Origin of the sequence: Streptomyces sp. NPDC057486, from assembly GCF_042802415.1 — a bacterium.
Taxonomy (GTDB): Bacteria; Actinomycetota; Actinomycetes; order Streptomycetales; family Streptomycetaceae; genus Streptomyces; species Streptomyces yanii.
In genome coordinates, this window is the sequence record NZ_JBHVEE010000263.1 from 1 (window position 1) to 4802 (window position 4802).

Below are 4802 nucleotides of genomic sequence, written 5' to 3' on the forward strand. Positions count from 1 at the left end.
GAGTAGCTCGGGCATCCGGACGCGGCACTCACAAACTGCCGCGTGTTGATCGCAAACTCACCGCGCTGGAGCCTCAGCGACCATGGTCACCGCCGCCGTGATCACCACCACCGAAGCCATGGTCACCACCGCCGAAGCCATGGTCACCGCCGCCGAAGCCGTGGTCACCGCCGAAGCCATGCTCGAAACCGAAGCCGTGGTCACCGCGGAAGCCATGGTCGAAACCGAAGCCATGGTCGAAACGGAAGCCGTGGTCGAAACCGAAACCATGGTCGAAACCCTCGTGACAGTGGAATCCCCAGTCCCAGTTGTCACCGAACCAGCAACCGTGGCCCCAACCCGAGCCGCCGTCCTGATACGGGACGGAGACGACAGTGGAGGACGGGGGAGAAGCAGCCGCGCTGACAGCTCCGGCGCCGGCCGCGATGGCGAGGATTGGCGCCACGCAGACCGCGGCGGCTATTCGCCGCATCCTGGTCGTATTCGCGCGCATGATGATGTCCCCCTTCTGGGGGTCGAGAAAGAGATCGCGGGCGTTCGCAGGGGACGCCCATCCGCACCAGATCCTGCGCGCGGGTCTGGTGCGCGGTGACCCACCCATCGGAATTGTCAGTTCCCCGACAGGCTTCAGGATCTTACTATTGAGTATGAAGCGGGTTGTACGGTACGAAACGCCTCGTATCGCTAAGATAGGGTCCCTTTTAGGGCAAAGTCAAAGGGCGCACCAGTGGCTCACAAAGGAGGCACCCGGTGGTTACTCCCAGGCAGCAGAACGGCCGTCAGGACCCTTTGACTCCCGAGTACGCCGCCCAGCACAACCGCATGGTGTCTCGCTCCGGGCGGAGGCGTCGGGAGTCTCACGAAGCAGTGCTCCGAGCCACGAAAGCCCTGCTCGGCGAGGGCGGATATCAGCGACTTTCCTTCGAAGGCGTCGCACGGCGAGCCGGAGTCAGCAAGGCGACGATCTATCGGTGGTGGCCGAACAAGGCCGCGCTGGTGATCGAGGCCCTCAGCGGGGACGTCCCACTTCCTCCCATCCATGAGACCGGCGACCTGGAAGCCGACCTGCGAACCGCCGTCCGGCTGACCATCGAGCTCGTCTCCGCCATGCCCACGTGCCTGATCCTCCCGGCGCTGCTCGCCGATGTGATCGAGGATCCCACCGGTACTGGAGCCTTCGCCGAGCTCATCGAACCCCGCCGCGCGTCGGTCGTGGAAATGCTGGAGCGAGCCCGACTCGAAGGCCGGTTGCAGCCCGACACCGATACCTCGCTGATGGTCGACATCTATTCCGGAACCATCGTCTACCTGGCCGCGGTCCGCCGCGAACCGCCGGGCGAGGCGGTGATCGACCAGATCGTCAGCCTCCTCCTGAACGGCCACCTTCCAGCCCAGATACCTCCGACGACAACGACGGCCTGAGCACGCGGGTGCGGCGCCAATCGCCCGTGCTCCGGGCGCCGGCCTCGGAGGCAAGCACCTGGCCGAGGAAGGGTACGCCCGCTCTCTGCCGCCCCTGCCTGCCGGTTTCGGTGCCTTCGGGACGGCACCGGTCGGCATGCGTGATGACCTCGGCGCCTCGCGGACCCTCGTCGCTCCTGCTTGGGGGCGGCGCTGCGCGTGGGGGCGACGAAGAAAAGGGAAGGCGGGAACCAACGGGGTGTTGGCAGGATGTTCGAGCTCAATACCCGATGGGAGAGGACCCGACGACTATGGCTCGTGCCATCACTTTGATCCGCTCTGCCTCCCTGTCCGACGTCGCCGAGTATGCCTACGCGGCCACGGCGCCCGCCGAGGCACGCCTGATTTTCCTCGCCGGAGCGTGTCCGCTGAACGATGACGGCTCTACGGCAGCGATCGGGGACTACGCGGGCCAGGCGGCGAAAGCCATTGAGAACATGCAGGCCGCTCTCACTGCCTCAGGTGCGTCACTCCAGGACGTCATCAGTACAAGGGTTCTCGTCGCATCGGCCCGGCAGGAGGACCTGGTGGCTGCCTGGAAGGTAGTCCGGGACTCGTTCGCTGATCATGACGTCCCAAGCACCTTGATGGGCGTCACCGTGCTCGGCTACAAGGACCAACTCGTCGAGATCGAGGCCGTCGCCGCAGTGCTCGATTCTTGAGCCCTGGCCTTGCCGACAACCCCGTCTGCGCAGGTCAGGCGGCATGCTCGTACGCGTGGAGAATGCTGCCGAGACGATCGGAACGCGGCTCCCACCAGGAGGGACGAGTTTTCGGAAAGGGCAAGGTGGCGGCCACCCACGCCGACGTGACGGGTACGGGTACGTACCCGTACTCTGGAGTGGGAAGGAGTACGACCATGTCCGATGCCAATGTCCGTATCCCCGAAGAGGCCAAGGACCGGCTCGCCGCGATCGCAGCCGCTGAGGGGTTGTCGCTGCGCGCCTATCTGGCTCGTCTGGCCGAGACCATGCTCACCCCGGCCGAGCGTGCCGAGCGTGCCGAGAAGGCCCTGGCCGCACTGAAGGAGTGGAACGGCTACGCACCCACCCCGGCCGAGCAGGACGACCTGGACAGTGAGCTGGACCGGCGCCTGGCCCAGGTGACGAGCCGGTGACCGACGCCATGCATATCGTCCTGGACGAAACGGCGATGGCCGCGGCCGGTCAGGGCAACATCCTCGCGTCCCGTCTCATCCACCGGGCCCACGCCGAACCCGGCTGGTTCCTGTACGCCCCGGCGTGTGCACTCGTCGAAGCCGACCGCGCACGGCCCGGCACAGCCGAGCACCTTGCCGCACTGCCGGGTATCACCGTCCTGGATCTGGACCTGGCCGCGGCCCTGGCCCTCTCCCGGCAGAAGACATGGGCTGCGGCTCACAGTCAGTACGCAGCGCAGCCCACACTCGACCGTCCCGACGGAGCGATCATCGCCACCACCGCCCCGAAGCGGTGGCAGGGCGAGCCGGTCCGCGTACTGGACCTCAACGCCTGATCCAGCCCCGCCGTGCGACGGCGCCGCCCAGCCATGCGGACCCTCGCGGGGGTTGTGGCCCAGGGCGCCGACGAGCGCGGTGATCATCTCGCCGGTTTCCTCGGCGACCTTGGCGATCCGCCCCCGGGTTCGGGTCTTCGGGGCGCGGTCGCGATCGGCCGGGGAGGCGTCGATCCACCGCGACAGGGTGTCGATCAGCGCACCGGTTCGGCTCACCTGCGCCGCCCTGATGCTGCCTCACCGCCGCGGCGGAAAGCGATGGTTGGTCAGGGAGCGCGTCAGGACCTCAGTCGATCGGCGATGTCGTACGAGTGCAGGTGTAGGGCGCGGATGTTGTTGATCAGGTCACGCCACGCCTCGTAAGTGGTGTCGACGGTTTCACCGGAGGCCTGCAGGTAGGCGACGCCGTAGCCGTAGGCCTCATTGCGGACAGGGATGGGGCGCAGCAGTACGCATTCCTCCAGGAACACGGCGGCCCGCCAGAAGGCATCCGGGTCCACCTGATCCAGGCGCGGGGTGTTCACCCGGTGCCGGGCCGCCATGCCGACGAGTATGGACAGGTCGTTGACGGTGAGGTCGGTGCGGAGGATGTCTTCCTGGCTGGGGGGACTGCTGGACCCCCACTCTGCGCCTACCGCTAGAGTGCGATGCTTGTTCGATTCGCCGCGAGGCGGAGGGGGAGGGGTTTTGAGCGCACAACTGAGAGACACCGCCGGTGAGTTGGCGGAGATCTTGTGGCGGGAACACACCGTGTACCGGGAGCGGTCCGGCGGTGTGGTCATCCGCGGTGAGCACGTACAGCGGTGGATCAGCCTCGCTCCGGCGGGCGGCCGGGACGAGATCCTCGTACGCGCGGGGCGCATCCTGGACGGCGGCACCACCGCTCCGGCGCGTTCGGAGGCCGTGGTTCCCCTCTCCGCCGGTACAGGCGTGCTCGCCGCGACCTGCCGTCGCCTGCTCGCCGAGGCGGCGGCCGACGCGGCGCCGGTCGTGCCGGGACGGGCAGCGCCCGGGCGGTCCCGTCGCTCCGGGAAGGCCGGGCGGCCCCGTCGCTCCGGGAAGGCCGGGCGGCCCCGTCGCTCCGGGAAGGCCGGGCGGCCCAAAGGCAGGGGGAAACACACCAGTTTCGGTTCATGGGTGATCCTCGCCTGCGTCGCCGGTGTGATCGCCCTGTACGTGTACAGCACCGCGATGCACGGCCAGTAGGGCTGGTCCCCATCGGTGAGACAGGGGTGACGTGGTGGTGGCAGCCGTTCCACCAGGTTCGGCCCTCGAAGTGGGCCAGGCCCAGGGCCTGCTTCCTCTCCCGGTAGTCGTGCTCGATGCGCCAGCGGAGCTTGGCGAGCCGGACCAGCGTGGTCACAGGCAGGCTACGTCAGCGCTGCATGTGGTCGCCGTGGCCCCGGCCGGTGTCGGGAGAGCCGCCCATCATGTGCAACATGGTCAGCCCGCCGGTCCGCAAGAACCGCACCAGGAGCACGGCCGCGAGGATGAGGAAGGCAATGTTGAGCCAGGTGGTGTAGTTCCAGCTGATGCCTTCCATGGGGACCTTCGCGTCGGCCTGGTCGGGGATCAGGCCCAGGCCGCCGAAGGCGAACTCCACGCTGTATCCCGCAATGACCATCGCGAGGTAGAAGGTGCCGAGGAGGAAGGCGGCCATCTTCGCGCCGTAGTACTTCCGGTAGATGTTGAGGATCGGCAGGATCAGCAAGTCGGCGAAGATGAACGCCACCACGCCGCCGAAGCTGATCCCGGGACCTCCCCCTGAGTGGTGGACACTCTGACGCCGACCCCGGTGGGGGTCGGGAGAGGGTGACCGATTATGGTGATGAAGGTCTATTCGCCCG

Annotated in this window: 7 protein-coding genes and 2 pseudogenes; 6 read left to right on the forward strand and 3 right to left on the reverse strand. The window is 67.5% G+C overall.

Annotated elements, in window-relative coordinates:
- The first annotated feature begins 82 nt into the window (after window positions 1–82).
- The 5 genes from ACFU6I_RS47770 (at window position 83) to ACFU6I_RS47790 (ending at window position 2955) form a co-directional block, all read left to right on the forward strand.
- Complete coding sequence (locus ACFU6I_RS47770; protein WP_384380650.1) at window positions 83–592, forward strand: hypothetical protein; 510 nt, start codon at window positions 83–85, stop codon at window positions 590–592.
- Window positions 593–867: 275 nt separating this feature from the next.
- On the forward strand, window positions 868–1422 hold the full coding sequence (locus ACFU6I_RS47775) for a TetR/AcrR family transcriptional regulator (protein ID WP_384380653.1): 555 nt from the start codon (window positions 868–870) through the stop codon (window positions 1420–1422).
- Between the two features lie 290 nt (window positions 1423–1712).
- Entirely contained in the window at window positions 1713–2123 is a 411-nt protein-coding gene (locus ACFU6I_RS47780) for a RidA family protein (protein ID WP_384380656.1), read from the forward strand.
- A gap of 197 nt (window positions 2124–2320) precedes the next feature.
- Window positions 2321–2578 (forward strand): hypothetical protein, encoded by a 258-nt coding sequence (locus ACFU6I_RS47785; RefSeq protein WP_030936061.1) that lies wholly within the window; start codon window positions 2321–2323, stop codon window positions 2576–2578.
- An 8-nt stretch (window positions 2579–2586) separates the two neighbouring features.
- Entirely contained in the window at window positions 2587–2955 is a 369-nt protein-coding gene (locus tag ACFU6I_RS47790; protein WP_384380662.1) for a hypothetical protein, read from the forward strand.
- Window positions 2956–3233: 278 nt separating this feature from the next.
- Here the strand turns inward: ACFU6I_RS47790 and ACFU6I_RS47795 are convergent, their stop codons facing one another.
- The gene (locus ACFU6I_RS47795; RefSeq protein ID WP_384380659.1) at window positions 3234–3497 is read right to left on the reverse strand and encodes a hypothetical protein; all 264 of its coding nucleotides are present in this window, start codon (window positions 3495–3497) and stop codon (window positions 3234–3236) included.
- A gap of 187 nt (window positions 3498–3684) precedes the next feature.
- On the opposite strand from ACFU6I_RS47795, the gene ACFU6I_RS47800 reads away from it, so the two are divergent.
- On the forward strand, window positions 3685–4161 hold the full coding sequence (locus ACFU6I_RS47800; RefSeq protein ID WP_384380665.1) for a hypothetical protein: 477 nt from the start codon (window positions 3685–3687) through the stop codon (window positions 4159–4161).
- A gap of 16 nt (window positions 4162–4177) precedes the next feature.
- Here the strand turns inward: ACFU6I_RS47800 and ACFU6I_RS47805 are convergent.
- Window positions 4178–4315 (reverse strand): annotated as a pseudogene (locus tag ACFU6I_RS47805) (IS701 family transposase); the annotation flags it as partial.
- Window positions 4316–4330: 15 nt separating this feature from the next.
- Window positions 4331–4708: pseudogene (locus tag ACFU6I_RS47810) on the reverse strand (permease); the annotation flags it as partial.
- Window positions 4709–4802 lie beyond the last annotated feature (94 nt).

What these genes read in the sequence shown, in the direction of transcription:
- ACFU6I_RS47770 (WP_384380650.1), top strand. Translation starts at nt 83, where the DNA reads ATGGTCACCGCCGCCGTGATCACCACCACCGAAGCCATGGTCACCACC.
- ACFU6I_RS47780 (WP_384380656.1), top strand. Translation starts at nt 1,713, where the DNA reads ATGGCTCGTGCCATCACTTTGATCCGCTCTGCCTCCCTGTCCGACGTC.
- ACFU6I_RS47785 (WP_030936061.1), top strand. Translation starts at nt 2,321, where the DNA reads ATGTCCGATGCCAATGTCCGTATCCCCGAAGAGGCCAAGGACCGGCTC.
- ACFU6I_RS47790 (WP_384380662.1), top strand. Translation starts at nt 2,587, where the DNA reads ATGCATATCGTCCTGGACGAAACGGCGATGGCCGCGGCCGGTCAGGGC.
- ACFU6I_RS47795 (WP_384380659.1), bottom strand. Translation starts at nt 3,497, where the DNA reads ATGGCGGCCCGGCACCGGGTGAACACCCCGCGCCTGGATCAGGTGGAC.